This is a genomic window from Nonomuraea sp. ATR24, from assembly GCF_041950485.1.
Taxonomy (GTDB): domain Bacteria; phylum Actinomycetota; class Actinomycetes; order Streptosporangiales; family Streptosporangiaceae; genus Nonomuraea; species Nonomuraea ceibae.
On record NZ_JBGNUU010000016.1, the window covers coordinates 79356 to 105676 of the forward strand.

At 71.7% G+C, this 26321-nt stretch carries 29 protein-coding genes; 11 read left to right on the top strand and 18 right to left on the bottom strand.

Features of this window, described 5'->3' with window-relative positions; translation table 11 throughout:
• Positions 1-135 precede the first annotated feature (135 nt).
• Positions 136-1305, top strand: coding sequence for a Gfo/Idh/MocA family oxidoreductase (locus ACBI99_RS32230; RefSeq protein WP_357591444.1), 1170 nt, complete (start codon positions 136-138; stop codon positions 1303-1305).
• A gap of 22 nt (positions 1306-1327) precedes the next feature.
• Here ACBI99_RS32230 and ACBI99_RS32235 read toward each other — a convergent pair whose 3' ends face one another.
• The 7 genes from ACBI99_RS32235 to ACBI99_RS32265 all read right to left on the bottom strand — a co-directional run bounded on the left by ACBI99_RS32235 (position 1328) and on the right by ACBI99_RS32265 (position 7899).
• Positions 1328-2431 (bottom strand): SPFH domain-containing protein, encoded by a 1104-nt coding sequence (locus tag ACBI99_RS32235; RefSeq protein ID WP_246645089.1) that lies wholly within the window; start codon positions 2429-2431, stop codon positions 1328-1330.
• A 3-nt stretch (positions 2432-2434) separates the two neighbouring features.
• Positions 2435-2866, bottom strand: a complete 432-nt coding sequence (locus tag ACBI99_RS32240) for an NfeD family protein (protein WP_219506337.1) — start codon at positions 2864-2866, stop codon at positions 2435-2437.
• A 79-nt stretch (positions 2867-2945) separates the two neighbouring features.
• Positions 2946-4097 (bottom strand): Ig-like domain-containing protein, encoded by a 1152-nt coding sequence (locus ACBI99_RS32245; protein WP_375074192.1) that lies wholly within the window; start codon positions 4095-4097, stop codon positions 2946-2948.
• 73 nt (positions 4098-4170) lie between these two features.
• Positions 4171-5259, bottom strand: a complete 1089-nt coding sequence (locus ACBI99_RS32250; protein WP_357591441.1) for a fumarylacetoacetate hydrolase family protein — start codon at positions 5257-5259, stop codon at positions 4171-4173.
• Positions 5256-6023, bottom strand: coding sequence for a hypothetical protein (locus ACBI99_RS32255; RefSeq protein WP_219506351.1), 768 nt, complete (start codon positions 6021-6023; stop codon positions 5256-5258). Before ACBI99_RS32255 ends, ACBI99_RS32250 begins: the two co-directional genes overlap by 4 nt.
• Entirely contained in the window at positions 6020-7189 is a 1170-nt protein-coding gene (locus tag ACBI99_RS32260) for a homogentisate 1,2-dioxygenase (RefSeq protein ID WP_219506432.1), read from the bottom strand. Before ACBI99_RS32260 ends, ACBI99_RS32255 begins: the two co-directional genes overlap by 4 nt.
• Before the next feature lie 80 nt (positions 7190-7269).
• Positions 7270-7899, bottom strand: coding sequence for a helix-turn-helix domain-containing protein (locus tag ACBI99_RS32265; RefSeq protein ID WP_219506353.1), 630 nt, complete (start codon positions 7897-7899; stop codon positions 7270-7272).
• Positions 7900-8023: 124 nt separating this feature from the next.
• On the opposite strand from ACBI99_RS32265, the gene ACBI99_RS32270 reads away from it, so the two are divergent.
• Both ACBI99_RS32270 and ACBI99_RS32275 read left to right on the top strand, forming a co-directional pair.
• Positions 8024-8614, top strand: coding sequence for a hypothetical protein (locus tag ACBI99_RS32270; protein ID WP_357591439.1), 591 nt, complete (start codon positions 8024-8026; stop codon positions 8612-8614).
• A gap of 40 nt (positions 8615-8654) precedes the next feature.
• Positions 8655-9758: an FAD-binding oxidoreductase gene (locus ACBI99_RS32275; protein WP_219506358.1), complete on the top strand. Its 1104-nt coding sequence runs from the start codon at positions 8655-8657 to the stop codon at positions 9756-9758.
• Here ACBI99_RS32275 and ACBI99_RS32280 read toward each other — a convergent pair.
• Positions 9750-10976, bottom strand: coding sequence for an MFS transporter (locus ACBI99_RS32280; RefSeq protein ID WP_375074193.1), 1227 nt, complete (start codon positions 10974-10976; stop codon positions 9750-9752). The two genes, ACBI99_RS32275 and ACBI99_RS32280, sit on opposite strands and share 9 nt — an antisense overlap.
• 135 nt (positions 10977-11111) lie before the next feature.
• On the opposite strand from ACBI99_RS32280, the gene ACBI99_RS32285 reads away from it, so the two are divergent.
• Entirely contained in the window at positions 11112-12398 is a 1287-nt protein-coding gene (locus ACBI99_RS32285) for a hypothetical protein (protein ID WP_357591435.1), read from the top strand.
• Positions 12399-12412: 14 nt separating this feature from the next.
• Complete coding sequence (locus ACBI99_RS32290; RefSeq protein WP_375074194.1) at positions 12413-13387, top strand: DUF2332 domain-containing protein; 975 nt, start codon at positions 12413-12415, stop codon at positions 13385-13387.
• Here ACBI99_RS32290 and ACBI99_RS32295 read toward each other — a convergent pair.
• A complete protein-coding gene (locus ACBI99_RS32295; RefSeq protein ID WP_219506362.1) occupies positions 13347-13700 on the bottom strand; it encodes a MerR family transcriptional regulator in 354 nt (117 codons plus the stop codon). The genes ACBI99_RS32290 and ACBI99_RS32295 overlap by 41 nt on opposite strands.
• A 53-nt stretch (positions 13701-13753) precedes the next feature.
• Here ACBI99_RS32295 and ACBI99_RS32300 point away from each other — a divergent pair, with 53 nt between their 5' ends.
• Positions 13754-14062 carry a putative quinol monooxygenase gene (locus ACBI99_RS32300; RefSeq protein ID WP_357591431.1) on the top strand — a complete coding sequence of 103 codons (309 nt, stop codon included), beginning with the start codon at positions 13754-13756 and terminating at the stop codon, positions 14060-14062.
• Positions 14063-14077: 15 nt separating this feature from the next.
• A complete protein-coding gene (locus ACBI99_RS32305; RefSeq protein ID WP_219506364.1) occupies positions 14078-14446 on the top strand; it encodes a VOC family protein in 369 nt (122 codons plus the stop codon).
• Here ACBI99_RS32305 and ACBI99_RS32310 read toward each other — a convergent pair.
• Together ACBI99_RS32310 and ACBI99_RS32315 are read right to left on the bottom strand one after the other, a co-directional pair.
• A complete protein-coding gene (locus tag ACBI99_RS32310) occupies positions 14436-14636 on the bottom strand; it encodes an EF-hand domain-containing protein (RefSeq protein WP_219506365.1) in 201 nt (66 codons plus the stop codon). The two genes, ACBI99_RS32305 and ACBI99_RS32310, sit on opposite strands and share 11 nt — an antisense overlap.
• 3 nt (positions 14637-14639) lie before the next feature.
• Positions 14640-15521: a LysR family transcriptional regulator gene (locus ACBI99_RS32315; RefSeq protein WP_375074195.1), complete on the bottom strand. Its 882-nt coding sequence runs from the start codon at positions 15519-15521 to the stop codon at positions 14640-14642.
• A 62-nt stretch (positions 15522-15583) separates the two neighbouring features.
• Between ACBI99_RS32315 and ACBI99_RS32320 the strand changes: the two genes are divergently transcribed.
• Positions 15584-16564 (top strand): aldo/keto reductase, encoded by a 981-nt coding sequence (locus tag ACBI99_RS32320; RefSeq protein ID WP_246645090.1) that lies wholly within the window; start codon positions 15584-15586, stop codon positions 16562-16564.
• Between the two features lie 26 nt (positions 16565-16590).
• Complete coding sequence (locus ACBI99_RS32325; protein WP_357591429.1) at positions 16591-18234, top strand: alpha-amylase family protein; 1644 nt, start codon at positions 16591-16593, stop codon at positions 18232-18234.
• Positions 18235-18282: 48 nt separating this feature from the next.
• Here the strand turns inward: ACBI99_RS32325 and ACBI99_RS32330 are convergent, their stop codons facing one another.
• Positions 18283-18879, bottom strand: coding sequence for a TetR/AcrR family transcriptional regulator (locus ACBI99_RS32330; RefSeq protein ID WP_357591427.1), 597 nt, complete (start codon positions 18877-18879; stop codon positions 18283-18285).
• Between the two features lie 114 nt (positions 18880-18993).
• Between ACBI99_RS32330 and ACBI99_RS32335 the strand changes: the two genes are divergently transcribed.
• Complete coding sequence (locus ACBI99_RS32335) at positions 18994-19728, top strand: SDR family NAD(P)-dependent oxidoreductase (RefSeq protein WP_375074196.1); 735 nt, start codon at positions 18994-18996, stop codon at positions 19726-19728.
• 5 nt (positions 19729-19733) lie between these two features.
• Here ACBI99_RS32335 and ACBI99_RS32340 read toward each other — a convergent pair whose 3' ends face one another.
• From ACBI99_RS32340 to ACBI99_RS32355, 4 genes are all read right to left on the bottom strand, one after another.
• Complete coding sequence (locus ACBI99_RS32340; protein WP_219506374.1) at positions 19734-20474, bottom strand: cytochrome d ubiquinol oxidase subunit II; 741 nt, start codon at positions 20472-20474, stop codon at positions 19734-19736.
• 9 nt (positions 20475-20483) lie between these two features.
• Positions 20484-21725 carry a cytochrome ubiquinol oxidase subunit I gene (locus ACBI99_RS32345; protein WP_219506376.1) on the bottom strand — a complete coding sequence of 414 codons (1242 nt, stop codon included), beginning with the start codon at positions 21723-21725 and terminating at the stop codon, positions 20484-20486.
• Positions 21726-21822: 97 nt separating this feature from the next.
• On the bottom strand, positions 21823-22491 hold the full coding sequence (locus tag ACBI99_RS32350; protein WP_219506378.1) for a response regulator transcription factor: 669 nt from the start codon (positions 22489-22491) through the stop codon (positions 21823-21825).
• Complete coding sequence (locus ACBI99_RS32355; protein WP_219506380.1) at positions 22488-23603, bottom strand: sensor histidine kinase; 1116 nt, start codon at positions 23601-23603, stop codon at positions 22488-22490. The genes ACBI99_RS32350 and ACBI99_RS32355 overlap by 4 nt, the downstream gene beginning before the upstream one ends.
• Positions 23604-23658: 55 nt before the next feature.
• Here ACBI99_RS32355 and ACBI99_RS32360 point away from each other — a divergent pair, with 55 nt between their 5' ends.
• A complete protein-coding gene (locus ACBI99_RS32360; RefSeq protein ID WP_219506382.1) occupies positions 23659-23871 on the top strand; it encodes a hypothetical protein in 213 nt (70 codons plus the stop codon).
• Here ACBI99_RS32360 and ACBI99_RS32365 read toward each other — a convergent pair whose 3' ends face one another.
• The gene (locus ACBI99_RS32365; protein ID WP_219506384.1) at positions 23872-24897 is read right to left on the bottom strand and encodes an acyl-CoA desaturase; all 1026 of its coding nucleotides are present in this window, start codon (positions 24895-24897) and stop codon (positions 23872-23874) included.
• Between the two features lie 118 nt (positions 24898-25015).
• Positions 25016-26263: an FAD-dependent oxidoreductase gene (locus tag ACBI99_RS32370; RefSeq protein WP_375074197.1), complete on the bottom strand. Its 1248-nt coding sequence runs from the start codon at positions 26261-26263 to the stop codon at positions 25016-25018.
• Positions 26264-26321: the final 58 nt, after the last annotated feature.

A 26321-nucleotide genomic window follows, 5' to 3' on the forward strand; every position in this document is an offset into this window, starting at 1 on the left:
GGATTCTTAACTGCCCCCCAAGCTCTGCTTCACGCTGAAGGGCGTACGCGGTCTGAGCAGGAGATCATCAACCCTGATGCGCATTGATGTGCAAAAATGCCGACTTGCAGGCACAAAGAGACCAGAGGGGCATCCGTGGAAGACCTGCGATTCGGCGTCATCGGCCTCGGCCTGCGCGTGAGCCTCGCCGTGGCCGCCCACCAGCCCGGCCGGGGCTCGGTGGTGGCCGCGGTCTGCGACACCGACCCGGCGACGCTCAAGGAGCAGGCCGCCCGCTTCGGCGACCCGGTGACCACCACGGACCACCGCGACCTGCTCCGCCGCGACGACCTCGACGCGATCATCGTGATGACGCCCGACGACACCCACGAGGAGATCGCGATCGCCTGCCTGGAGGCGGGCAAGGCCGTCTACCTGGAGAAACCGCTGGCCATCACCGTCGAGGGCTGCGACGCCGTCCTGCGCGCCGCCCGCGACACCGGCACCCGCCTGTACGTGGGCCACAACATGCGGCACATGGGCGTCGTCCGGCTGATGCGCGACATCATCGCCCGCGGCGACATCGGCGAGCCGAAGACCGTCTGGGTGCGCCACTTCGTCTCCTACGGCGGCGACTACTACTTCAAGGACTGGCACGCCGACCGGTCCCGCACCACCGGCCTGCTGCTGCAGAAGGCCGCCCACGACCTCGACGTCCTGCACTGGCTGGCCGGCGGCTACACCACCCGGGTCAACGCCCTCGGCGACCTCGCCCTCTACGGCGACCTGCCGCGCCGCGCCCCCGGCACGCCGCGCCCCGACGGCTGGCTGCGCGAGTTCGACTGGCCGCCCACCAGCCGCCGCGACCTCCACCACGTCGTCGACGTCGAGGACGTCTCGGTCATGAACATGCGCCTCGACAACGGCGTCGTCGCCGCCTACCAGCAGTGCCACTTCACGCCCGACTACTGGCGCAACTACACCGTCATCGGCACCGAAGGCCGCCTGGAGAACTTCGGCGACGGCCCCGGCGACACCGTCAAGGTGTGGAACACCGGGCCCACCGGCTACCGCGACGACTGCGACATCGCCTACCGGGTCCCGCAGGCGCAGGGCAGCCACGGCGGCGCCGACCTGGACATCGTCGCGGAGTTCCGCCGGTTCGTGCGCGAGGGCGGCGTCACCGACACCTCCCCGGTGGCGGCCCGCATGAGCGTCGCCGCCGGCTACATGGCCACCCTGTCCCTGCGCGACGGCGGCGCCCCGTACGACGTGCCGCCCCTGGACCCGGAGCTGGCCGCCTACTTCGACGGCGGCCAGCGCTGACGAAAGGCCCGCGGCGGGCGGGTCAGCGGCCGGATTCGCGGTGGCGCTCGTCCAGGTCGGCGGGGGCGGCGTCGCGGTCGACGCCCGGGAAGGGCGACGGCTCCTGGGCGGCCTGGGTGAGCTGGCGGGGGCCGTTGGGGTTCTCGGCGTCCTGGGCGTCGGCGACGGCCTCGGCGGCGGCTTCGGACGCCTTGGCGATCTCCTCGTCCATGGCCGACGTCTCCGGGGCCTCCTCGCGCGTGGCGGCCGAGCGGGGGAGCGCCTCGGTGAAGGCCTTGGAGACGCCCTGGAGGGCCGAGGTGACCTCGCTGGGGATGACCCAGAACGTGTTGCCCTCACCCTGCGCGAGCTGCGGCAGTACCTGCAGATACTGGTAGGCGAGCAGCTTGGGGTCGGGGTCGTTGCGGTGGACGGCCTGGAAGACCTGGTCGATGGCGCGCGACTGGCCCTCGGCTTCGAGGATCGCGGCGGCGCGCTGGCCCTCGGCGCGCAGGATGCTGCTCTGCTTGTCACCCTCGGCGGTGAGGATCTGCGACTGGCGCTGGCCCTCGGCGTTGAGGATGGCGGCGCGCTTGTCCCGCTCCGCGCGCATCTGCTTCTCCATCGCGTCCTTGATGGTCTTGGGCGGGTCGATGGCCTTGATCTCGACCCGGTTGACCCGGATGCCCCACTTGCCGGTGGCCTCGTCGAGGACGCCGCGCAACTGGCTGTTGATGGTGTCGCGGGAGGTCAGCGTCTTCTCCAGGTCCATGGAGCCGACGACGTTACGCAGGGTGGTGACCGTGAGCTGCTCGACGGCCTGGATGTAGTTGGCGATCTCGTAGGCGGCGGCGCGCGGGTCGGTGACCTGGAAGTAGAGGACGGTGTCGATCTCGACGACCAGGTTGTCCTCGGTGATGACCGGCTGGGGGCGGAACGACACCACCTGCTCGCGCAGGTCGATCATCGGATAGACGCGGTCCACGTACGGGATGACGAAGTTGAGCCCGGGCTTGAGCGTGCGGTGGTAGCGGCCGAGGCGTTCGACGTTGCGCGCCCGCGCCTGCGGGATGATCCGCACGGCCTTGAGCACGGTGAACACCGCGAAGAGTATGACGAAGATGCCGACGAGCAACAGCGGATCCATGGCTCACTCCCGGGGATATACGAGGGCGGTGGCACCGTCGATCTCGATGACGTCGACGGTGGCGCCGGTGGGGATCACGAGGGTCTCGTCGTAGGCGCGAGCCGACCATTCCTCGCCGCCGATGCGGATGCGGCCGTCCCGCCCGGTGACCTCGGACAGGACGTAGGCGGGCTTGCCGACGAGGGCTTCGACGCCGAAGCGGCGCAGTTGCGGCTGGCGGATGTGACGTGCGGCGATGGGCCGGATCACGACCAGGCCGGCCGCGGACGAGAGGGCGAACAGCAGCAGTTGGAGCGGGACGGGCAGGCCCAGCGCGGCGCCCGCCGCGGTCAGGAGGGAGGCGACGCCGAGCAGGCCGAGGGCCGCGGTGAGCGTGAAGATCTCGGCCACCCCGAGGACGACTGCGAGGATAATCCAGATGATCCATTCATCCATGCTCCGGCCTCCTATAGGGACAACGGGCCTGCGCAGGCACCAGTTCCCCCCCTGTTCCACCGTAATGCCGGAAGCGGCGCTACGGCAGGGGCGGGGCCGAACGCAGGGCGCTTCCGCGCAGCCACTGCTCCCACGACAGTTGCCAGAAGCCCCATCCGTTGTCCCATTCGAGCCGGCGATCGGTGCCGGTGATCGTCACGGGGTCGCCGCGCAGTGAGGTGTCGTAGAACCAGGCGGCCTGGTCGGGGCGGGCGTTGACGCAGCCGTGGCTGACGTTGGCGCGGCCCTGGGCCCACACGTTGTCCTTGGCGTGCACGTACTCGCCGCTGTCGGAGATGCGGACGGCATGGTCGATCATGACGTCGTAGTAATCAGGGTCGCCTTCGGAGCGGCCGGGGGAGATCATGCGGACCGGGTTACCCTTGTCCATCGTCAGGTGGACGCCGCTGGTCGTGGTGTATTCGCGGGTGGTGGCCATGCCGGCGCTGATGGCCATGCGCTGCACCACCCGCCCGTCGCGCCGGACGGTCATTTGGTGAGTGCGGGTGTCGATGGCGCTGGTCTGCGCGCGGCCCACGGTGAAGGCGAAGGTCTGGTCGCTGACGCCGTAGACGCCGGGGGCCAGGCGGATGCCGGCCAGGTGGGCGGTGACCGTGACCTGCTGGCGGGGCCGCCAGAACCGCCGGGGCCGGTAGACGGCCCGGGTGTCGTCGATCCACCGCCAGGCGCCTTCGGCGGGCGGCTCGGCCCGGACCTCCAGGGCGCGCTCGACGGCCGCCTTGTCGCGGATGGGCGTGTCGAAGTCGAGGATGACCGGCATGCCGATGCCGACGGTCTCGCCGGGCTGCGGGGTGGTGGCGGCCAGGCCGAAGGAGCGGGCGGCCTGGCGGGTGCGGAAGCGGCCCATCGTCACCGTCGAGGGGCCTTCGGCGCCCGCGGCCTTGACGGTGACGGTGTATTCGGCGCCGGGCTTCAGCGTCCAGGAGGAGCGCCAGGTGGTGCGGGTGGGGTCGAGCGTGCCGCGCACGGGCACGCCCGACACGTACGCGAGCACCTGGCTGAGTGTGCCGCCCTTGGCGCTGACCACCAGGCCCTGGTCGGGGCGGGCGCGCTTGGTGTCGAAGGCGGGGGAGACGTGGACGACGGGCGGGCGGGGCGGGGGCTCGGCCGAGGCGCAGCCGGCTGCCGCGAGCAGCACGGCCACGCAGATCGTCGCGGCACGCCGCAGCATGACACTCCTGCTTTCCGGGGACCGGGGAGCCTCAAGGGTAGCGGGGAGTCATAGCTCAAGCACGCCGAGTCACTTATCCGACAGTTCCGGTTACCTCCCCCAAGGAGATGTCGCCGGCCTTGGCGCTGATCGTCACCGTGTCGCCGTCCTGGAGGAACGTCCTGGTGTCGCCGCCGGCGAGCTTGAGCGGGTCGGTGCCGTTCCAGGTGATCTCGATGAGCGAGCCGCGCTCGTCCACCTGGCCGCCGGAGACGGTGCCGCTGGCGAACAGGTCGCCGGTGCGCAGCGGCGCGCCTCCAGAGGTCAGGTGCGCGAGCATCTGGTCCGGCGTCCAGTACATGTCCCGGTACGGCGGGCGCGAGATGACCTCGCCGTTGAGCCGGATCTCCATGGTCAGGTCGAGTCCCCAGTCGCCCTTGCGGCGCAGGTAGTCGAGCGGCGGCGGGTCCTGCTCGCGGCCGGGGACGCGCGGCAGCGCCTCCAGCGGCGTGACCCACGGCGAGATCGACGTGGCGAACGACTTGCCCAGGAACGGCCCGAGCGGCACGTACTCCCACGCCTGGATGTCACGCGCGGTCCAGTCGTTGACCAGCGTCACCCCGAACACGTGGTCCTCGAAGTCGCCGGTCCCCGGCACGCCGACCACGAACCCCAGCTCGGCCTCGATGTCGAGCTTGGCGGTCGGCCCGTAGGAGCCGGCGCCGAGCTGCCCGTGCGGCCGCCTGATCGGGGTGCCGGACACCACGACGGTGCCCGCCCTGCCGTGGTAGCCGACGGGCAGGTGCCGCCAGTTGGGCAGCAGCGGCTCGCTGCCGGGCCGGAAGATGCGGCCCAGGTTGCCCGCGTGCTCCATCGAGCAGTAGAAGTCGACGTAGTCGGCCACCTCGAACGGCAGGTGCAGCTTCACCTGGTCGAGCGGCACCAGGTGCGGCTCGGTGATGGCCAGGTCGCCGGTGAGCTTGTTGCGGATGAGCGTGCGGGTGTCGTGCCAGGCGCTGCGTCCGCGGGCCATGAACGGGTTGAGCGTGGGCGCCGCGAACACCTCGTCGTGCAGCGCGGCCGCCAGGTCGAGCACCCGGTCGCCGTATCGCACCCCCACCCTCGGCGCCTCACCGTGCCGTGAGAACACCCCGTAGGGCAGGTTGTCCACTCCCCAGCTCACGCTTCCTCCTCGATCAGTCCCAGGGCCCGCAGGTCGTCGACGGGCGTGCCGGTGCTGCACGAGCCGTAGCTCACCAGCAGGTGCCTGGCCCGCTTCGCGGTCTCCTCCGGTACGTTGCGCGCGAGCTGCACGAGCTGGCCCACGTCGGTGGAGCGCAGCACGGGCGCCGGGTCGCGGCCCGCGACGGCCTCGCACACGGCCAGCACCAGGTTGAGGAAGCCGTAGCGGTCCACGCCGAGCGTGGGGTCGAAGTGCCGTACGGCGTGGTGCAGCCCGGCGGTCGCCTTGAACGGGATGTCGTTCTCGACGCAGAACCGGATGAACGCGGCGACCTGCTCGACCGGCGGGAAGGCGTCGGCCGCCTCGCCGCCGCAGCGGATCTTCAGCCCCACCCCGGCGGGCACGTCCGGGACGAACTTGCCCGGCGGCACCTCGACGAACAGCCGTATCCCCGAGGGCAGGTCCAGCTCGCGGGCCACGTCCTCGACAGTGCGCTCGGCGGGCAGCCTGGCCTCGACGAAGTCGACGGGCAGGTCGTCGAAGGGCGGCAGCTCGGGCGTGTCCTTGATCAGCCCGATGCGGCGCGGCTGCCAGTCCTCGGCGCGCAGCCGGTCGAGTCGGCTGGCCGGGCACAGGAAGCGGTGCGTGAGCACCTCGACGTTCTCCTCGACGCCGCGCCGGTTGCGGGCCAGGGCTTCGGACATGTGCAGCGACGTCGGCGGGAACAGGCCCGCGTCGTCGACGAGTGCGGTGAAAAGCGTCATCGTGACCAGGTCCAGGCGTATCCGGGGTCCTCGCAGGACAGTGCGCCCTGCCCGAGATCGAGCGGGCGGAAGGTGTCGACCATCACGGCCATCTCGCTGGTGGTCGTGACGCCCTTGGCGACGGCGTCGATGACCGCCTCGACCGCGCCGGGCTGCGGCCCGTGCGTGAATCCGGCCGGGTGCAGCGAGATCGAGCCGACGTCGATGCCGGATCCCTGGCGCGCGGAGTAGTCGCCGCCCACGTAGAACATGAACTCGTCGGAGTCCACGTTGTGGTGGTTGTAAGGGATCGGCACGGATTCGGGATGGAAGTCGAGCGGCCGGGGGCAGAACGAGCACACGACGAAGCCGGGGCCCTCGAAGGTCTGGTGGACCGGCGGCGGCGCGTGCGTCTTCTTCACCACGGGCTCGAAGTCGTTGATGTTGAACGCGTACGGGTAGAGGCAGCCGTCCCAGCCGACCACGTCGAACGGGTGATTGCGGTAGACCAGCCGGGTGAGCCCGCCGCGGGTGCGGACGAGCACCGGCACCTCCTCGCCCTCGACAGTCAGCGGCTCGGCGGGGGCGCGCAGGTCGCGCTCGCAGTAGGGGGCGTGCTCCAGGAACTGGCCGTGCTGCGACAGGTAGCGCTTGGGCGGCCTGATGTGCCCGGACGCCGCGATGACCAGCGCGTTGACGGGCCCGTCGGGCACCCAGCGGTGGATGGTGCCGGTCGGGATGACGACGTAGTCGCCGGGCCCGGCCTCGATCACCCCGTACGTGGACTCGAACCGGGCGCGGCCGGCCTGGACGTACACGCACTCGTCGCCCATCGAGTTGCGGTAGAGCTCGCTGGGCCGGTCGGTGGTGGCGTACGACAACCGGACGTCGCCGTTGCCCGCCAGCAGGACGCGCCCGGACACGAGGTCGCCGGCGCTGGTGAGCTGCTGGGTGCGGAAGTGGCGCGGCGACAGCGGCAGGTTGGGCTCGAGCCGCGTGCTGATCTCGGGGGTGACGGCCTCGGCCTTGAGGATGGCGGTCGGCAGGTGGCGGTGGTAGAGCAGCGAGGAGTCGGACGAGAAGCCTTCCTCGCCCATCAGCTCCTCGGCGTACAGGCCGCCGTCGGGCCGCCTGAACTGGACGTGGCGCTTGCGAGGCACCTCTCCCACGACGCGGTAGTACGGCATCCGCTCCTCCACCAACTGTCCGCTAATCGGACGCATGTGTCCTTTATGTGTAACAACCGTCCGTCATAGCCTCCGCAATGTCAACCCAGCGCGTCGGCGAGCCCGGCCGCCGCCTCGACGACCAGCGCGCCTGTCGAGGGAGGCAGCGGCCCGAACGTCACCACCCCGACGGACGCCTCCAGCCAGGGCAGCCCCGTCACCGGCGCCGCCATCCCCCGCGCACCCTCCTGCAACTGCCCCTCGGTGACGAGATAATCGGCCCGGCCCTCGCGCGCCGCCAGAATCGCCTGCCCGGCCGCGCCTTTGGCCAGCGGATGGCGCGAGCCCTCGCGGTAGGCCACGTGCATATCCGTCCACGACGGCTCGACCACGGCCACCGCGAGCCCGTCGTCGCCCTCGGCCACGGTCAGGTGCGCGGTCGCGCCCACCTGCTCGGCCAGCCGCCGCAGCGTGGGCAGCGCCGCCGCGCGCAACAGCGGCTGCACGGCCTGCGCCAGCACGAGCACGCCGAACCCCAGGTGCACCCGCCCTTCGGCGTCGCGGCGGACGAACCCCTCGTTGAGCAGCGTGGTCAGCAGGCGGTAGACCACGGGCCGGCTCAGCGACAGCTCGGCGCTCAGCTCGGTGGGCGTGCGGCCGCCCTTGCCGTCGGCGAGCAGGCGCAGCAGGCGCAGCCCGCGTTCGAGGGTCTGGGCGGATTCGGCGGCCATGACAACGATTATCTATGCGTGAGCCGAGGGTGACGTAACGCGATGAAAGGGGTACGTAACGGAGCAGAAGCACCGGGGGGTAAAAATGCGGTCAACGTGGATACTCCTGGTTGCCGGGTTGGCCATGTGCGGGTTGCTTCCGGCCCTTCCCTCCGACGGCGCGCAGGCGATCTACATGGCCCGGGGTCTGCCGGTGGCGACCCCGTCCGACCGGCTCGTGGAGGACACCTTCTACGTCACCGAGGGCATCGAGGTGGCGCGTCAGCTCCTGCCCGTCGAGAAGGGCGTCGCCTTCCGCGCCGCGGCGGAGCTCGTGCCCGGCATCGGGGTCGACGCCGCGGGCAGGCTGTACGGCACGCCCGACCGGGCGGGCACGTACGCGGGGCACGTCCAGGTCTGCGCCGGCCAGAGCTGCACCGAGGAGCGGATCACGTTCGTCGTGCTGCGCAACGTGCCGTGGGACCCGGGCGTGCTCACCTTCCCCGGCTCGGCCGGACGGCCGCTGACCGGGCGCATCCAGATCAAGGGCGGGCCGTCGGGCGTGCTGCCTACCGTCAGCGTCACGAACCACGACGCGCTGCCACACGGCGTCACGATCGGCCCCGACGGGAACATCAGCGGCGTGCCGACGGCGGCGGGCGTGACGCGGGTGCCGGTGCGCATCTGCGTGGCGGGCAACTGCGCGGGCGTCGTGGTCACATTCATCGTGGTCTGACCCTTGCGGCGGGACCGGCTTTCCGGTCACCGTGAATCCCATGAAATCGGTCATTGTGGTCGGGGCAGGGATCTGGGGATCGTCGCTGGCCTTGCGGCTGGCCGAGACCGGCTGGGCGGTGACGCTGGTCGAGCAGCACACCCCCGGGCACGTGCGCCAGGCGAGCGCGGGGGAGACCAGGCTGCTGCGCTGCTCGCACGGCTCCGAGGAGTGGTACGCCCGGATGGCCTGGCGGGCGCGCGAGGGCTGGCGGCGGCTGGAGGAGCGGGCCGGCGAGCCGCTCTATCACGAGGCGGGCCTGATGTGGTTCGCCGGGACGCCGGACGGCTGGGAGCACACCAGCGCCCAGGTCCTGAAAAATCTCGACATCCCGTGTGAGGTGCTGGACCCCGCCGACGGCGCCAGGTTCTTCCCCGAGTTCCGCGGCGACGACCTCAGCTTCCTGCTCTGGGAGCCGCACGCCGGCGTGCTGCGCGCCCGCCGCGCCACCCAGGTCACCGCCGCCCTCGCCGTGTCGGCCGGCGTCCGCCTGGTCCGCGCCCGCGCCGTGCCCGCCCCGGACGGCGTCCGCGTGGGCGGCGACGTGCTCACCGCCGACCGGATCGTGTGGGCCTGCGGCGCCTGGCTGCCCGAGCTGTTCCAGGTGCCGATGACCGTGACCAAGCAGGACACGCTGCACTTCGCCGTGCCCACCGCCTGGACCACGCCCGGCACCCCCGCCTGGGTGGACCACGGCGCCTCGGCCTACGGCCACGGCGACGTCGACGGCGTGGGCATGAAGGCCACCTCCGACGCCGAGGGCAGGCCGTACGAGCCCGAACACGGCGAGCGCGTGGTCGACGAGGCCAGCGTCGCGAACGCCCGCGCCTACCTGGGCCGCCGCTTCCCGTCGCTGGTGTCGGCGCCGGTGCTGTTCAGCCAGGTCTGCCAGTACGCGCTCACGCCCGACGCCGAGTGGATCATCGCCGAGACGTCGCCCGGCGTGTGGCTGCTCGGCGGCGACTCCGGCCACGGCTTCAAGCACGCCCCCGCGCTGGCCGAGTACGTGGCGGGCGTCCTGGACGGCGACCACGCGCCGGAGCCCCGCTTCGCCCTGCGCGAGCGGGTCCCGGCACGCGGCCTGCGGACCAGCGGCTCAACGTGAGGCGTGCTCCGGCGCGCGCAGGTTGCGCACCCCGGGGGACAGCAGCGCGGCGCACGTCGAGAGCAGCACCAGGACCCCGCAGCCGACCAGCGCCGCCGGCGCGCCCACCCGCTCCGCCACCGGCCCCGCCAGCATGAGCCCGACCGGGCCGAACATCAGCGAGCCCAGCGCGTCGTACGAGCTCACCCGCGACAGCGACTCGGACGGGATCTCCCGCTGCATCGTCGTCTGCCACAGCACCCCGAACACGTCGAAGCAGACGCCCAGCAGGAACGCGCCCGCCACGCCGGCCCACAGCGGGGCCTGCCCGCCGAGCAGGAAGTACGGCAGCGCCACCGGCAGGCAGCACAGGGTGCCGACCAGGATCGGGCGGCGCGGGCGCAGCCGCAGCGACACCACCACCCCGGCGATCGTGCCCACGCCCTCCCCGGCCAGGAACGCCGACCAGGCCGCCGCCCCGCCGAGACTCTGCTCGGCCAGCAGCGGCCCGAGCACCCCGTGACCGGCCTGGATCGCCATCACCAGCACGGAGAACTGTGCCACCACCACCCAGATCCACTGCCGGGACCTGAACTCGCGCCATCCTTCCCGCAGATCGGCCAGCACGGAGTCGCCGGGCTTGGCACGTTCCGACCGGGTCATCCGCAGGCCCGCGACGAGCACGCCCGCCAGCGCGTACAGCCCGGAGCTGACCGCCAGCGCCCAGCCGCCGCCGACCAGCACCACCGTGCCGCCGCCGAGGACCGCGCCGCCCACGCGGGAGACGTTCGCGCCCAGGCCCAGCAGCGCGTTGCCGGCCTGCAGCCGCTCCGGCGGCACCACCTCGGGGATGATGCCGGTCAGCGCGGGGAAGATCACCGCGATCCCCATGCCGGTCACCGCCGCTGCCGCCGCCATGAGGGGCATCGGCGTCCAGCCGGTCAGCATCATGGCCGCCAGCGCGGCGAACCCGGCGGCGTTCACCCACTCGCCGGCCATCATCACCCGGTTGCGCGGCAGCCGGTCCGCGATCACCCCGCCGAACAGCAGTAACAGCACGGTCGGCAGCGACTGCGCGGTGAGCACCACCGACAGCGTGGTGGCGGTCGCGCCGGGCAGGCGCAGCACCCCGAACGCCAGGGCGACGGGCGCGAACGTGCTGCCCAGCACCGAGAGCGTCCGGGCGGACAGCAGCAACGCGAACCGGCGGTCCCGGAGCAGCGCGAGATCCCCGAGCACGCCTCTTCCCCCTTGCTGAGCCCCGCACTCGCCGTGGAGGACAGTCGTAAAGCAACCCCGTTGATGTGATTGAACGATACTGATTCGGCCGATAGTGTGCGATATGCCCGGCGATCACCCCCCTCGGAAGGCGCCATGAGACTGAGGCAGATCTTCGTCATCGGCCTGACCCTGTCGCTGCTCGGCATCGGCGTCCCCGCCTGGTCGCAGGACGACCCGCGCAGCTGCAACGACCTGATGGACGCGGACGCCCCCGCCTATGTCGTCTGCACCTGGCTCGCCACGCCCGAGGAGGCGGCCGACATCGCCAGGTTCTGGGCCGGCAACGACGGCCAGAACATGAAGGACTCCGGTCCCATGGACAAGGGCACCGTCGACTGCACCCAGCCGGGCAACGTCTGCCCCGGCGGCGGCGAGGGTGACGGCGAGATGCACGAGATCGGCGACCCGCTCCCCGAGGACGCCGAAGAGGGCGGCACCCCCGAGTGCGAGGGCGCCGAGCCCTGCTACGTCGACCCCGACAACGTCACGCCCGCCCAGGCCAAGCAGGCCGCCGAGAGCCCCACCGGCCAGAGCGTCAAGACCGCCGCCGCAACCGGCATGCGCATCTGGATCGACGCCGAGCTGGCCGACGACTACAAGGCCGGCAAGCTCGCCGAGGCCGCCAAGCAGGTCGCCGCGCTCGCCGTGCAGCCCGGCGTCGTCGGCGTCCGGTTCAGCTCCCAGCTCGGAGCCAACAGCACCTTCGAGAGCGCCGACGAGATCGACGCCTTCCTGACCGAGGCGTCCACCGCCCTGCGCAACTCCGCCCCCGGCAAGAAGCTCGCCGTCCACACCGTCGTGCCGGTCCTCGGCTGCGGCGCCGACGACGCCTGCAAGGCCGAGCTGACCAAGAAGCACCCGCTCCTCGACCCCGAGCGCGTCGGCGGCTGGCTCGCCAAGGGCCTCGTCGACCAGCTCGCCCTCGACGGCGGCCACCTGGCCACCGAGTACGCCACCTGGCAGATCTCCGCCGCCGACGCCCAGCGCAACCAGTGGATCCAGGTCCGCGCCCGCGCCTGGGACGCCTACGGCCAGATCGCCGCCGAGGACGCCGGCTTCGCCGCCCCCGGCGGCCCGCAGCTCACCGCCGAGCAGGCCACCCAGTCGATCACCGACCGCGTCGCCGCCCCGCTCCAGGCCGACGCCGCCGAGACCGTCACCCTCTGGACCCGCTGGCAGAACGACCAGGGCCAGGTCAACCGGGCCTACGGCGAGAAGTGGGCGGCGAACGCCACCTGGGACGAGCTCAAGAAGCTCACCTCGGTGCGGCCCCGCCTGGCCACGCTGTACAACCCGGCCGCTCCCGAGGTGGACGCGGCGACGGACCTGAAGAACCTCGCGCAGGTCTTCGGCCAGGTGTACCTCCACAGCGGCCTCTGAGCCACCCGGCGGACATGGACACCGCCGGGCGCTACCGAGGCTTCGCCCTGGAAGCCCGCGGCCACTCGCCCGCCTACGAGCTCCTGGCGAGCAGGATCGCCGACGACGACGGCCTGCTCGCCCTGATCGACCGGCTCCCCGAGGCCAAACGGCAGCCGAACCTGCTGCTGGGAGCCGTACGCCACCACGGCGGCCCGCACGACGACTACGCGACCTTCCGCGCCTGGACGACCGCCCACTGGGACCTGGTCAGCGCCACCATGCGCGCCCGCAGCACCCAGACGAACGAGCCGGGCCGGTGCGCCACCCTCCTGCCGGTCCTCGCCGCCCTGCCCCAGCCGCTGGCCCTGATCGAGGTGGGCGCGTCGGCCGGCCTGTGCCTCTACCCGGACCGGTACGCCTACCGCTACGACGACCGCCCGGTGCTCGGCTCCGCCGAGGTCGTCCTCGACTGCCGCACCGGCGGCCGGGCCCCGCTCCCGCGGGAGGTGCCCGCCGTCGCCTGGCGGGCCGGACTCGACCTCAACCCGCTCGACGTGCGCGACCCCGGCGACGTGCGCTGGCTGGAGTCGCTGATCTGGCCCGAGCGGCACGAACGCCTGCGCCGCCTGCGGGCCGCCGTCCGCGTGGCCGGCGCGGACCCGCCCCGCCTCGTGCGCGGCGACCTCAACGAGGCGCTCGCCGGCCTGATCGCCCAGGCGCCCGCCGGGGCCACCCCGGTCGTCTTCCACAGCGCGGTGCTCGCCTACCTGCCGCCGGAGGCGCGGGCGGCGTTCGCCGGGACCGTGCGCACCCTGCCCGGCCACTGGATCTCCAACGAGGCCCCCGGCGTGCTGCCGCTCCCGGGCACTCCCGAGCCGCCCGCCGGCCGCGCGGTGTTCGTGCTCGCCCTCGACGGCAGGCCGCTGGCGTTCGCCGGCCCGCACGGCCAGTCGCTCGACTGGTTCGCTAGTGAGCCGCCGCCAGCGACCGGTCCAGCAGCTCGCTGAGCGCCCCGCGCGCCTCCTGCAGCTCGTCGATCCGCTGGTCGAGGTCCGTCAGATGACTCCGTACGTGATCGAGCACGCACGCCTGGAGGCCCACGCCGTCGTCCAGGAAGCACGGCATGACCTCCCGGATGACCTTCGTCGGCAGCCCGGCTCCCAGCAGCGCCCGGATCTGCCCCACCCTGGCCGGGGCGTCGGGCGCGTAGGTGCGGTGACCGCCGCTCGTCCTGACGGACTCCAGCAGCCCCTGATCCTCGTAGTAGCGCAGCAGGCGTACGTTGACGCCGGTGACGCGCGCCAGATCGCCGATCTTCACGTGACCCACCTCACCTTGAACCTCACACCGTTGGAGATCCTAACGTGGGCGGCATGACACAGATTTCCCTCTACGGCTTCCTTCGTCCCCGGCCCGAGCGCATGGACGAGGTCCGGCGCATCCTCACGTCGCTCGTCGAGCCCAGCCGCGCCGAGCCCGGCAACCTGCACTACGACCTGCACGAGCAGGAGGACGGCCGGTTCTTCCTCTACGAGGTCTGGCGCTCCCGGGAGGACCTGGAGCTGCACAACCAGTATCCGCCGCTGCGCGACTTCCTCGGCAACCTGTCCGACTACCTGGAGGAGGCCCCGGAGGCTTACTCCGGCACCCCGCTGAGCCCGCCCGCGCACGAGCGTCCGTGAGCATATGATCAGCGCATGGCGTGCCGCATCACCGAGCTCGTGCTCGACTGCCGTGACCCCGAGCGCCTGGCGGCGTTCTGGTGCGACGTGCTGGGCTATGTCGTGCTCGACCGCGATGAGGGCAGCGTGGGGATCGGGCCGGAGCGGCCGGGGCACCTGCCGGCGCTCGTGCTCAGCCTCTCCGACGACCCGAAGACGGGCAAGCTGCCGCTGCACATCGACGTCAACGCCACCGACCGCGATCAGGACGCGGAGCTGGCCAGGCTGCTGGCGATCGGCGCCCGGCACGCCGACGTGGGCCAGACCGGCGAGGAGACGTGGATCGTGCTGCAGGACCCGGAGGGCAACGAGTTCTGCCTGCTCCGGCGCACGGTCAAGGCTTGAGGAAGCTGCCGAACTCCTCGACGTCGATGAGCCCGTCGCCGTCCTTGTCGAGGCGCCGGACGCCTGCCTGGGCGGCTTCGAGGGTGATGGGCTGACCCAGCACCTCCATCAGCCGCACCAGCTCCTCGGCCGAGATGCGGCCGTCGTCGTCGGAGTCGATCAGGTCGAAGGTGATCGCGTAGTCGCTCATGGGTCAGACCTTAGTGGCGATCCGGCGGAGCGCGTCCACGAACCCGGTCACTTGCGGGCTGCGGTTGCCGGCCCGCCAGGCGATGGCCAGCCGGGCGGGCGGCAGGCCGGTGACCGGGCGGTGGAGCAGGCCGGGCCGCTTGTACAGTTTGGCGTTGCCCTCGGCGACGAGCACGACGCCGAGGCCGCCGGTGACGGCCTCGAAGACCTCCTCGGGGGTGCTCGCGGTGACGCCGACGACGGGCCCCGCGCCGGGGGAGGCGTCGCGGCCCAGCCAGAAGTCGCGCATCGGCCCGGCGGCGGCCGGCAGGGCGATGAACGGCTCGTCACGCAGCCGGTCGAACGGGATCTCGTCCAGACCGGCGAGCGGATGGTCGGCGGGCATGACGACGCATCGGCGCTCGGTGACGAGCACGTGCGTCTCCAGGCCGGGCGGGGCGGGCAGCCAGAGGAAGGCCACGTCGGAGCTGCCGTCCGCCAGGCCGCCGCTGGGGTCCTCCCAGCTCACCAGCCGCAGCGCGACCTCCCAGCCGGGCATGGCGGCGCGGAAGCCGCGCAGCGCCTCCTGCTGCAGGCCCCGGCCGACGGCGGTCTGCAGGCCGATGACCAGCGTGCCGGTGGGTGCGGCGGCCCTGGCGGTCTCGTAGCCGGTGTTCCACCGGTCGAGCAGGTCGACGGCCACGGGCAGCAGCGCCGCGCCCTGCCGGGTGAGCGTGACGCCGCCGGGCACGCGGTCGAACAGCGGGCAGCCGAGCTGCCGTTCGAGCGCCCTGAGCTGCTTGGACATCGCGGGCTGCGAGACGAACAGCCGTTCGGCGGCCCGGGTCACGTTCAGCTCCTCGGCGACCGCCACGAAGTACCGCAGATCCCGCAAATGCACGTCCATAGCTGATGGTTATAGCAAAGGGTCTTGGACGGGACCCGGCCCCCGGCAGCAGGATCGGCGGCATGAAGACACGTGAACTCGGCGGTTTGACGGTCCCGGCACTCGGCTACGGTGCGATGGTGCTGTCGCCCGGCATCTACGGCGACATCGACGAGGAACGGGGTGAGGCGGCGATCCGGGCCGCGCTGGACGCGGGCGCCACCCATGTGGACACCAGCGACGCCTACGGGCCCGACGGGCAGAACGAGCGCCTGGTCGGCCGGGCGATCAAGGGCCGCAGGGACGAGGTGGTCGTGGCCACCAAGTTCGGCCTGGCCGTGCCCGAAGGCGAGGACAGCAGGGCGCAGCCGGTCGGCTACGCCTTCGGCGAGCTGCGCGTGAACGCCGAGCCCCGGCTGGTGCGGCGCTACGCCGAGGCGAGCCTGCGCAACCTGGACACCGACGTGATCGACCTGTACTACCTGCACTACGCCGACCCCGGCGTGCCCGTCGAGGACACCGTCGGGGCGATGGCCGAGCTGGTCAAGGCCGGGCTGGTCAGGCACCTGGGCCTGTCCAACGTGACGGCCGCGCAACTGCGCCGGGCGCACGCCGTGCACCCGGTGGCGGCCGTGCAGAACGAGTGGTCCATGTGGCGGCCGATCGACCCGCTCCTGCTGCGCACGGCCGGCGAGCTCGGGGTGGGCATCGTGGCGTGGAGCCCGCTCGGCAACGGCTTCCTCACCGGCACCGTCCAGCAGCTCGGCGAGAACGACTTCCGGCACAACGCGCCGCGCTTCTCCGCCGAGAACCTGGCCGCCAACAACGACCGCTACGCGCCGATCCGCGGCCTGGCCGACCGGCTCGGCATCACCCCGGCCCAGCTCGCCCTGGCCTGGCTGCTCCACCAGGACGACCACGTCGTGGCCATCCCCGGCAGCCGCACCCCCGCGCACATCAGGGAGAACGTGGAAGCGGCCGGCATCACGCTGCACGCCGACACGCTCGCGACCATCGACGAAGCGCTCGGCCGCTTCGAGGTGACGGGCGGGACGCTTCTTTAACCGCATTTGGGGGTAGCTGGGCCCCCATGCGAATGACGTACACCAGCGACCTGTGGTGGAAGAACGCCGTCGTCTACTGCCTCGACGTCGAGACGTTCAAGGACGGCAACGGCGACGGCATCGGCGACTTCCGCGGGCTCACGCAGGAGATCGACTACCTCGCCGGCCTCGGCATCACCTGCCTGTGGCTGATGCCGTTCTACCCGACGCCCAACAAGGACGACGGCTACGACGTCACCGACTTCTACAGCGTCGACCCCAGGCTCGGCACGCTGGGCGACTTCGTGGAGTTCATGCGCACCGCCCACGACCGCGGCCTGCGGGTCATCGCCGACCTCGTCGTCAACCACACCTCCGACCAGCACCCGTGGTTCGTGGAGTCCAGGTCCGGCCGCGACTCGCCCAGACGCGACTGGTACGTCTGGTCCGACACGCCCGAGCCGAACCCGAAGGAGGTCGTCTTCCCCGACAAGGAGGACAGCGTCTGGGAGCACGACCCGCACACCGGCCAGTACTACCTGCACACCTTCTACCGCCACCAGCCTGACCTCAACGTCGCCAACCCCGAGGTGCGCGACGAGATCGCCCGGGTGCTCGGCTTCTGGATGGAGCTGGGGCTGTCGGGGTTCCGGGTGGACGCGGTGCCGTTCCTCATCGAGAACGTCTCGCCGGAGCTCGCCGACCCGCACGACTTCCTGGCTGAGCTGCGCGCGTTCATGACCCGCCGCAAGGGCGGCTCGGTCCTGCTCGGCGAGGTCAACCTGGAGTACGACCAGCTTCTCGAGTACTTCGGCGACGGGCTGGGGGACCAGCTCACGATGTGCTTCGACTTCGTCGCCATGCAGCGCGCCTGGCTGTCGCTGGCCAGACGCGACGCCGGGCCGCTCGCCTCGGCGCTGCGCGAGCGGCCCGAGCCGCCCAAGGACTGCCAGTGGGCGATGTTCCTGCGCAACCACGACGAGCTGACGCTGGACAAGCTCACCGAGGACGAGCGGCAGGAGATCTTCGCCGCGTTCGGGCCGGACAAGGACATGCAGATCTTCGGCCGGGGCCTGCGCAGGCGGCTGCCGCCCATGTTCGGCGGGGACGAGAGGCGGATCAAGATGGCCTACAGCCTGCTGTTCTCGCTGCCGGGCACGCCGGTGCTCTTCTACGGCGAGGAGATCGGGCTGGGCGAGGACCTGTCGGCGGAGGGCCGGATGGCTGTGCGAACCCCCATGCGCTGGTCGGCCGAGGGCGGCTTCACCCAGGCCGAGCGGCCCGTGCGCGCCATGCCCGACGGGCCGAACGTCGCCGACCAGAGGCGCGACAACGACTCGCTGCTGCGCTGGATCCAGCTGCTCATCGAGCGCTACCGGGAGTCGCTGGAGCTGGCCTGGGGCGACCACACGGTGCTGGACGCGGGCGACCCGGCCGTGCTGGCCCACCGCTGCGACGCCGACGGGGCGACCATCGTGGCCGTGCACAACCTGGACGACCGGGAGTGCGAGGCCGAGCTCGACCTGACCGGCCTGGAACGCTGCGTGCTCACCGACCTCCTGGTCGACGGCACGGTGAAGGTGCCCGGCTCGGGCCGGGTGCGGCTTCCGCTGGACCCGTACGGCTGCCGCTGGCTCCGGGTGTCGGCCCCCGAGGTCTCCCCGGAGGACGCCTCCGTCAAGGCCCAGTGACGTCAAGCCCAGTGACGTCAAGCCCAGTGACGTCAGGGCCCCGTGACGTCAGGCTGCCGCGGTGGCGGGCCAGGCGCGCATGGCGAGCGCGGCCAGCTCGGTGAGCGCCGCGGGGGAGGCCCCGTCGCGCGCCTGGTTGGACATGCCCTGCAACACCGCCGCGTAGTAGGTCGCCAGCGCGGCCGTGTCGGTGCCCGGGGGCAGCCGCCCGGCCGCCGCGTCGTCGTCGAACCGTGCCTGGATCGCCGCCTTCGTCCGCTCGCGCTGCCGCCGCAGCAGCTCCTGCACCTCGGCCGACTCCGGCCCGCAGTTGACCCCGGCGGAGACGACCATGCAGCCGGGCGGGTGCTCCGGGGCGGAGAACTCGGTGGCCGCCTCGCGCAGCACGCGTTCGATCGCCTGGCGGCCGGTCGGCTCCTCGGCCAGCGCCCGGGCGGTGAACGCCCCGTAGGTCTCCTGGTAGAGGCCCAGCGCCTCCTCGAACAGCCGCCGCTTGTCGCCGAACGCCGCGTACAGGCTGGGGGGCCTGATGCCCATGGCGGCGGTCAGCTCGGCGACGGAGGTGGCCTCGTAGCCGTGCCGCCAGAACGCCAGCACCGCGCTGTGCAGTGCCGTGTCCCGGTCGAACGCCCGTTGTCTCGCCATCCCCCCATTCTAGAGCGATCGCTATAAAACGAGCACCTCGGTACGGGGCGTCGTTTGTGTAGCGATCGCTATGTTATGGTTCTTCTGTATCGATCACTACAGAAAGAGCTCGTCATGAAGGCTGCCCTCGTCACCGGTTCCAGCAGGGGAATCGGCCGTGCCATCGCGCTGCGCCTGGCGCGTGACGGCTTCCGCGTCATCGTCAACTACGCCGCCGACGAGGCCGCAGCCAAGGAAGTCGTCCGGCTCGTGGAGGAACAGGGCGGCAGCGCGCTCGCCGTCCAGGCCGACCTGGGCGACCCGGCCCAGGTGGAGGCGCTGGCCGAACGGGTCAAGCTGGAGAGCGGCGTGCTGGACGTGCTGGTCAACAACGCCGGCGTCGCCGTGCACCGGCCCATCGAGGAGGAGACGCCCGAGTCCTTCGACCGGCACTTCGCGGTCAACGTCAAGGGCCTGTTCTTCCTGACCCAGCGGCTGCTGCCCCTCATCCCCGACGGCGGCCGCATCGTCAACGTCACCTCCGGCGTCACGCGCATCGCCTTCCCCGGCGCGATCGCGTACTCGATGACCAAGGGCGCCGTCCAGACGTTCACGCTGGCGCTGGCCAAGCAGCTCGGCCCGCGCGGGATCACGGTCAACAACGTCGCCCCCGGCATCATCGACACCGACATGAACGCGGGCTTCCTGCGCGACAACCCGGAGGGCCGGGCGAACGCGGCGGGCTATCACGCGGTGGGCCGGGTCGGCCGCCCGGAGGAGATCGCCGACGTGGTGGCCTTCGCCGCGTCGCCCGAGGCGAGCTTCATGACCGGCACCACGCTCGACGCCACCGGCGGCGGCAACCTCTAAAGGCCCTAGAGGTACGACGGGCCGGTCACGCGGTGGCGGAACGTCCACCACACCCACGCCTGGGCCGCGACCAGCAACGGGATCATCACCAGGGTCACCGGCACCAGCAGCGCCCCGGACGTTCCGGCCACCGGCTCCAGCCGCACCCCCGCCAGCACGCCGACCGCGGCCAGCGCCACCGCCGTCAGCGCGAACGTGCGCAGCTCGCCCGCGCCGCCCGACAGCACCGCCGCCCGCTCGCGCAGCACCCCGCGCAGCCGCAGCGCGGCGAACGCCAGCCCGTGCGTGCCGAACAGCGCGGCCAGAGCCAGCGCCGGCAGCGCCAGGAGCGGCCCCTGGATGCCCAGCGCCACGACGCTGAGCAGCGCCCCCCAGCACAGCGCCAGCCCCCAGCTCCCGGCGACGATCGCGCCGTCCCACACCGCCTGCCAGCCGCGCCCCGGCACCCGGCCGCGCAGCCACAGCCCCATGTCGCGGATCACCCACGCCAGCAGCAGCACCACGACCAGCGGGTAGTTCTCGTGCAGCAGCTCCGCCTCCAGCGCCGGGAACAGCCCGGCCAGCACGCCCGCGGTCACCACCAGCCACACCTCGTTGCCGAGGAAGAACGGCGCGATCGCGGCGATCGTCTCCCGCCGCTCTCCCGGCGTCCGCCCCAGGTACGGCAGCACCATGCCGACCCCGATGTCGGCCCCGGCCAGCACCAGGTAGCCGAGCGCGAAGAAGGCCAGAACGAAGATCTCCATGTCGGCTCCTCAGAAGGTCAGGACGGGCTGGGGGGCGTCGATGGGCCGGTCGCCCAGGGCCACGGCCGCCGGCCCCGCCTTGGCGGCCCTGGCCAGCAGCCAGTAGTTGATCAGGACCAGTACGGCGAACACCGAGGTGAAGGCGATGACCGAGAACCGCATCTGCCCGGCCGACACCGGCGACATCGCCTCGGAGGTGGTCAGCAGCCCGTAGACGGCCCACGGCTGGCGGCCCATCTCCCGGAAGATCCACCCGGCCAGCATCGTGGCGAACGGCACCGGGATCATCGCCACCAGCAGCCAGTGCCACACCCGCAGCCCGCGCACCACCGGCCTGAACAGCATGAGCAGCGTGCTCGGCGCGGCCACGAACAGCATGAGCGCGAACAGCCCCATCATCCAGGTGCCGCCTGCCTGCACCCAGCCCACCGGGGGCAGCCAGTCGCCCGGCCCGTGCCGGGCCACCATCTCGGCCTGGGCCGCCGCCAGGTCGCCCGACCAGGCGGCGAGCTTGGTCACCTGCATCGTGCCGAACCCCATGCCGCCGAACGTCGCCGTGACCATCAGCGCGGGCGCGGCCACGCCCAGCCCGAGCCGCAGCGACTTGCGGAAGAAGTCCTGCTCGGAGGTCCGCTTGCTCAGGTGGTAGGCGCTCACCCCGGCCATGAAGAACCCGCCGACGACCATCGCGCCGCTCAGGATGTGCGCGAACGCCACCAGCGCCGCCGGGTTGGCGACCATCGCGCCGAAGTCCGCCAGGTGCAGCACGCCGCCGTCGAGCCGGTAGCCGACCGGGTTCTGCAGGAAGCCGTTCGACACCATGATCCAGAACGCGGACGCGTACGCGGTGAGCGTGACCACCCAGATCAGCGCCAGGTGCGCCCACCGGTTCAGCTTGTTCCAGCCGAAGATCCACAGGCCCAGGAACGTGGCCTCGACGAAGAAGGCGACCATCGTCTCCAGGGCCAGCGCCGAGCCGAACGCGTTGCCCGCGAACTCCGTGAGCCCGCTCCACGACAGCCCGAGCTGGAACTCCATGACGAGCCCGGTGACGATGCCCATCGCGTAGTTGATGATGTAGAGCTGCCCCCAGAAGCGCGTCATCCCCTGGTGGACGGGGTTGCCGCCGAAGGTGGCCCGGGTCTGGATGACGGCCACGAGCGTCGCCAGGCCGAGTGTCAGCGCCACGAACAGGAAGTGCGCGCCCGCGGTGAGCGCGAACTGCAGGCGGGCCAGTTCAACGGTGTCCATGCGTAGCAGGATCCGATGACGGTTACGCCCGGGTCGTCCACCTCAGGCGGGCACCCGCCGTACCCCTGGGGTGACACGGCGGGCCGCGGCGTACACCTCAGGTTGTAAGCCAGCCCGGGGTGATCATGCCGGCCTCGTAGGCGAGGACCACGAGCTGGGCCCGGTCGCGCACGCCGAGCTTGGTCATGATGCGGCTGACGTGCGTCTTGGCCGTCGCGGGGCTCAGCACGAGCCGGGCGGCGATCTCGTCGTTCGACAGGCCGCCCGCGACCAGGCTCATGACCTCGCGTTCGCGCTCGGTGAGGGAGTTGAGCTCGGGGCCGGGCTCGGGGCGCTTGACGCGGCCGGCGAACTCGGCGATCAGCCGCCGGGTGATCGACGGCGCGATCAGCGCGTCGCCCCTGGCCACGACCCGGACGGCGTGGATCAGCTCGGCCGGCTCGGTGTCCTTGACCAGGAAGCCGCTGGCCCCGGAGCGCAGCGCGCCGTAGACGTAGTCGTCGAGGTCGAACGTGGTCAGGATGATGACCTTGACCTCGTCCAGCCGGGGGTCGGTGACGATCTGGCGGGTGGCCTCCAGGCCGTCGAGCTCGGGCATGCGGATGTCCATGAGCACCACGTCCGGCCGGGTCTCGCGGGCCAGGGTCACGGCCTGCGTGCCGTTGGCGGCCTCGGCGACGACCTCGATGTCGTCCTCGTCGCTGAGGATGGACCGGAAGCCGGCCCGTACCAGGGTCTGGTCGTCGGCCAGCAGCGTGCGGATCATGTGGCTCCGTTCAGGGGTAGTTCGGCGACGACCCGGAAGCCGCCCTCGGGGCGGGGGCCGGCGTCGAGCCTGCCGCCCAGGGCCGTGGCGCGCTCGCGCATCCCCTGCAGCCCGTAGCCGCTGCCCTCGGTGAACACGGCCCCCGGTCCATCATCCTCCACGCGGATCAGGATATTTCCGGACGTGTTGCTGACGGAGAGTGTCGCCGCCTTCGTCCCGGAGTGCCGTGACACGTTCGTCAGCGCCTCGCGGATGATCCGCGTCGCCGCGAGGTCCACCTCGACCGGCACCTCGTCCAGCGGCCCCGACAGCTCGGTCCGCACCTCCAGCCCCGACGCCGCCACCAGCGCGTCGATGCGGCCCAGGCTGTCGGCGGGCGCGGTCGGCGCGTCCTCGTCCACCTGGCGCAGCACCCCCAGCGTGGTGCGCAGCTCGCGCAGCGTCTCCTTGCTGGTGTCCTTGATCGCGCGCAGCGCCGCCTCGGCGTCCTCCGGCCGCTTCTTCAGCCCGTGCAGCGCCGCCGACGCCTGCACGTTGATCATCGAGACGTTGTGCCCGAGCACGTCGTGCAGCTCCCTGGCGATGCGCAGCCGTTCCTCGCCGGCCCGCCGCCTGGCCTCCTCCTCACGCCCGTGCTCGGCCTCGCGCACCCGGCGGTCGGCCTCCGCGAGGTAGGCGCGGCGGTTGCGGCTCACGCTGCCCGCCGCGATGGCCGCCACCACCCAGCCCGCGATCATCGCCAGCGCGCTGTCGTCGACGTGCCGCACGTCACCGGTCTCGCCGAGCCCCATGAGCAGCAGCGACGCCGACCCGGTGGTGATGGCCGCGGTGAGGTGCCCGTGGTCGGCCGCGGTGTAGAGCATCAGGAACGGCACGAAGATGAGCGGCCCGTCCAGCCGGGCGAACGGGTAGTAGGCCACCACGGCGGCCGACACCACGATCAGCGTCAGCACCGGGTAGCGCTTGCGCAGCAGCACCCCGGCCGCCGTGATCAGCGGCAGCACCACGTCGAGCACGTTCGGCTGCTGGTCGGCCCGGATGATCCAGGCGGCCAGGACGCCGAGCAGCGTGATCGCCACCGCGGCCACCGAGACGATGGTGCTCCTCCGCATGTCTCCCATTCTGTACGGGACGTGACCCGGGCCGGTCGCTGGGTAGGTGCGGAAGATGAGCACAGAGGACGAGCTCGCCCGACTCGACGAGGAGCTGGCGAAGCTGAAGCGGGACAACCAGGAGCAGCGCGACCAGATCCGCGACCAGGGCGCCACCGACCAGTTCGAGATCTCGGCCCAGATCGCCCAGGCGGACGAGCAGGCCGAGATCATCGCCGAGCTGGAGCAGCGCAGGGAGGCCCTGCGCCGGCGCCTGGAGCAGGGCTGATCACCTCAGCGCCGCGCCGACCTCGTGCAGGTGCTGGAGAGCCTGGCCGTACGACCTGAACAGGCCCGTCTCCAGATAGCTGACCCCGATCTCCGCGCAGTAGCGCTGGACGATCGGCTGCGCCTTGCGCAGGTTGGGGGCCGGCATGTTGGGGAACAGGTGGTGCTCGATCTGGTAGTTGAGCTGGCCCAGCCCGATGTCGGTGAGCAGCCCGCCCTTGACGTTGCGCGAGGTGAGCACCTGCTTGCGCAGGAAGTCGAGCTTGTCCTCGGCGGTGAGGATCGGCATCCCCTTGTGGTTGGGCGCGAACGAGCAGCCCAGGTAGACGCCGAACACGCCCTGGTGCACGACCAGGAAGGCCACCGCCATCCAGAACGGCAGCACGGCGAAGACGAGGCCGAAGTAGAGCGCGAAGTGCGCCAGCAGTAGCGCGCCCTCCATGCCCCGGCGCTTGGTCGTCGGCTTGAACACGGCCTTCACGCTGGCCACGTGCAGGTGCCAGGCCTCCAGCGTGAGCAGCGGGAAGAACCAGTAGGCCTGCCACTTGGCGATGAACTTGGGCAGCCCGACACTCCTGGCCACCTGGTCCTCCGACCAGACGATGACCGCGGGGGAGACGTCGGGGTCGTGGTCCTCGTGGTTGGGGTTGGCGTGGTGGCGGTTGTGCTTGGTGTTCCACCACCCCCAGCCGAGGCCGATGGCGAGGTTGCCGATCAGCAGCCCGGCCATGTCACTGGCCCGCCGGGTGCGGAACACCTGCCGGTGGCCGATGTCGTGGGCGACGAACCCGATCTGGGTGAAGACCACGGCCATGAGGACGGCGACGAGAAGCTGCAGCCAGGAGTCGCCGACCCAGACGAACAGCCCCCAGCCGCCCAGATAGGCGCCCATGACGAGGCTGATCCTGACCGCGTAATAGACGGGACGCCGGTCCAGAAGCCCGGCTTCGGTGATCTTGGTGGCGAGTCTGGCGAAATCGCTGCCCCGCGTCTCTAGCTTGACGGGATCGGCCACTGGTCTCCTCATGTTGCGACGGTAGCTGTCCCCAGACTGGCTTATCCGCCGACATTGCGGAAGATCGCCTGTCGCGCCGGGCGCCCGTCACCCGGAGCGTACCCGACCCGCTACAGTGCGCTCCCCGCAGTCAGGCGAAGACCTTGGCCTTGAGCGACGGAACCCGCTGGACCGTGCGCAGGAAGGTCTTGAAGCCGAAGCGGGCCAGCCGGCCGCCGCCGACGAACTGCTCGGCCGCGCGCAGCGAGTCGCGCACGGCGGTGAAACCGTACCCGCGCATCTCCGCCTCGTAACGTCCGATGGCCTGGACGGGGTCGCCGCCACCGGCGAGTGCCTGGGCCAGGAGGCGGGCGTCGCGCAGGGCGGTGTTGGCGCCGATGCCGCGCATCGGGGTCATGCTGTGGATGGCGTCGCCGAGCAGGGTGATGGTGGACGGCTCCCAGGCGTCGACGGGGACCGACGTGCGGATCGGCAGCAGCGAGACCGTGTCGGGGTCCGAGTCGGCGACGAGGCGGCGCAGGTCGGGGTGCCAGGAGGTGATCATGGCGGAGACGGCGTCGCGGAGCTGCTGGCCGGACATTTCTGAAATGTCGCCCGGGAAGCGGTCGAGGGCCGCGCCGACCGCCCACAGGATGTAGCTGCTGCCGTTGTCCATCAGCGCACCCTCCTGCTCGGTGCGCCCGATGCCGGTGGCGGGCGCGTCGCTCAGGTCGTGCGGGGCGCAGAACAGGCCCAGGCCCGACGGCGGGATCACGTTGTTGGGCCCGTCGACCAGCCGGGGACTCAGCAGCCGCCGCGTCCGCTCGGTGAGCGGGAACTTGCCGGCGACCGTGGTGATGCCGGTGTCGACCCGCCGCGCGTGCGGCAGATACTGCCTGCGCACCCGCGAGTTGCCGCCGTCGGCCGCCACCACGATCCCGGCCGTCTCGCTGGCGCCGTCGGCGAAGAACAGCCTGACCCGTCCGTCGGGCAGCCGTTCGTACCTCTCGTACGCCCTGCCGAACCGTACGACGTCGTCCAGGTCCGACAGCAGCACCTGCCTGAGCGTGATGCGGCTGACCGAGTGGTGGTCGTCGGCCGGGTCGGCGGCGGGCGGGGTCTCGATGAGCGCGAGCAGGTCGAGCTGTTCGGTGAGGAAGCCGAAGTCCTGGCCGCCCTGCCCGGTCGTGTCCAGGAACGCCTGCCACAGGTGGGGCGGCAGGCAGTCGCGCAGCGCCCGCGCGCCGTGGGGGTCGATGTGCACCCGGTAGCCCTGCAGCCGGTCGGCCGGGGTGCGGTCCCGCTCGTAGACCGTCACGTCGAGGCCCGCCTTGCGCAGTCCGTGCGCCAGGCAGAGCCCGCCGATGCCGCCGCCGATGATCGCGATGTCGTTCGTCATGCCGCAACTATCACCCGTACGGATGAAACTGTCAACCAAACGGATGGATGATAAAGTG

Excerpts from the sequence above, each read along its gene's own strand:
- ACBI99_RS32290 (WP_375074194.1), top strand. The coding sequence starts at position 12,413 with ATGGACACCGCCGGGCGCTACCGAGGCTTCGCCCTGGAAGCCCGCGGC.
- ACBI99_RS32315 (WP_375074195.1), bottom strand. The coding sequence starts at position 15,521 with ATGGACGTGCATTTGCGGGATCTGCGGTACTTCGTGGCGGTCGCCGAG.
- ACBI99_RS32345 (WP_219506376.1), bottom strand. The coding sequence starts at position 21,725 with ATGGACACCGTTGAACTGGCCCGCCTGCAGTTCGCGCTCACCGCGGGC.
- ACBI99_RS32235 (WP_246645089.1), bottom strand. The coding sequence starts at position 2,431 with ATGGATCCGCTGTTGCTCGTCGGCATCTTCGTCATACTCTTCGCGGTG.
- ACBI99_RS32365 (WP_219506384.1), bottom strand. The coding sequence starts at position 24,897 with ATGAGGAGACCAGTGGCCGATCCCGTCAAGCTAGAGACGCGGGGCAGC.
- ACBI99_RS32350 (WP_219506378.1), bottom strand. The coding sequence starts at position 22,491 with ATGATCCGCACGCTGCTGGCCGACGACCAGACCCTGGTACGGGCCGGC.
- ACBI99_RS32370 (WP_375074197.1), bottom strand. The coding sequence starts at position 26,263 with ATGACGAACGACATCGCGATCATCGGCGGCGGCATCGGCGGGCTCTGC.
- ACBI99_RS32255 (WP_219506351.1), bottom strand. The coding sequence starts at position 6,023 with ATGACGCTTTTCACCGCACTCGTCGACGACGCGGGCCTGTTCCCGCCG.
- ACBI99_RS32360 (WP_219506382.1), top strand. The coding sequence starts at position 23,659 with ATGAGCACAGAGGACGAGCTCGCCCGACTCGACGAGGAGCTGGCGAAG.
- ACBI99_RS32330 (WP_357591427.1), bottom strand. The coding sequence starts at position 18,879 with ATGGCGAGACAACGGGCGTTCGACCGGGACACGGCACTGCACAGCGCG.
- ACBI99_RS32285 (WP_357591435.1), top strand. The coding sequence starts at position 11,112 with ATGAGACTGAGGCAGATCTTCGTCATCGGCCTGACCCTGTCGCTGCTC.
- ACBI99_RS32265 (WP_219506353.1), bottom strand. The coding sequence starts at position 7,899 with ATGGCCGCCGAATCCGCCCAGACCCTCGAACGCGGGCTGCGCCTGCTG.
- ACBI99_RS32260 (WP_219506432.1), bottom strand. The coding sequence starts at position 7,189 with ATGCCGTACTACCGCGTCGTGGGAGAGGTGCCTCGCAAGCGCCACGTC.
- ACBI99_RS32340 (WP_219506374.1), bottom strand. The coding sequence starts at position 20,474 with ATGGAGATCTTCGTTCTGGCCTTCTTCGCGCTCGGCTACCTGGTGCTG.
- ACBI99_RS32270 (WP_357591439.1), top strand. The coding sequence starts at position 8,024 with ATGTGCGGGTTGCTTCCGGCCCTTCCCTCCGACGGCGCGCAGGCGATC.
- ACBI99_RS32240 (WP_219506337.1), bottom strand. The coding sequence starts at position 2,866 with ATGGATGAATGGATCATCTGGATTATCCTCGCAGTCGTCCTCGGGGTG.
- ACBI99_RS32320 (WP_246645090.1), top strand. The coding sequence starts at position 15,584 with ATGAAGACACGTGAACTCGGCGGTTTGACGGTCCCGGCACTCGGCTAC.
- ACBI99_RS32245 (WP_375074192.1), bottom strand. The coding sequence starts at position 4,097 with ATGCTGCGGCGTGCCGCGACGATCTGCGTGGCCGTGCTGCTCGCGGCA.
- ACBI99_RS32310 (WP_219506365.1), bottom strand. The coding sequence starts at position 14,636 with ATGAGCGACTACGCGATCACCTTCGACCTGATCGACTCCGACGACGAC.
- ACBI99_RS32355 (WP_219506380.1), bottom strand. The coding sequence starts at position 23,603 with ATGCGGAGGAGCACCATCGTCTCGGTGGCCGCGGTGGCGATCACGCTG.
- ACBI99_RS32335 (WP_375074196.1), top strand. The coding sequence starts at position 18,994 with ATGAAGGCTGCCCTCGTCACCGGTTCCAGCAGGGGAATCGGCCGTGCC.
- ACBI99_RS32300 (WP_357591431.1), top strand. The coding sequence starts at position 13,754 with ATGACACAGATTTCCCTCTACGGCTTCCTTCGTCCCCGGCCCGAGCGC.
- ACBI99_RS32325 (WP_357591429.1), top strand. The coding sequence starts at position 16,591 with ATGCGAATGACGTACACCAGCGACCTGTGGTGGAAGAACGCCGTCGTC.
- ACBI99_RS32305 (WP_219506364.1), top strand. The coding sequence starts at position 14,078 with ATGGCGTGCCGCATCACCGAGCTCGTGCTCGACTGCCGTGACCCCGAG.
- ACBI99_RS32275 (WP_219506358.1), top strand. The coding sequence starts at position 8,655 with ATGAAATCGGTCATTGTGGTCGGGGCAGGGATCTGGGGATCGTCGCTG.